At 30.6% G+C, this 235-nt stretch carries 1 protein-coding gene; it reads right to left on the reverse strand.

The window, feature by feature from the left end; all coding sequences use genetic code 11:
- Positions 1-219, reverse strand: a 219-nt coding sequence (locus AOA60_RS32015) for a hypothetical protein (protein ID WP_143522618.1), incomplete at its 3' end; no start/stop codon positions are given.
- Positions 220-235 lie beyond the last annotated feature (16 nt).

Genomic DNA, 235 nt, shown 5'->3' on the forward strand with positions numbered 1-235 from the left:
CTTCCATTCTTCTTTCAACTCTGGTTTGTACTTATCAATTAATAGTTCATAATAAAATTGTATATGAGTTTGAATAGACTTATGACGATGAAGTACATCTTCCTTACTTTCACATTCCACCTCTTCTTTTACTTCTTCAGGTTCTTCAGCAAAAATCGGGTTTGCAAAGACCATCATAGGAATTGAAATAAGTAAGAAAAAGACTTTTAATTTTAACATATAGCTTGTTCATCAC

Origin of the sequence: Pseudomonas sp. 2822-17 (assembly GCF_002742485.1) — a bacterium.
Lineage (GTDB): Bacteria > Pseudomonadota > Gammaproteobacteria > Pseudomonadales > Pseudomonadaceae > Aquipseudomonas > Aquipseudomonas cyclaminis.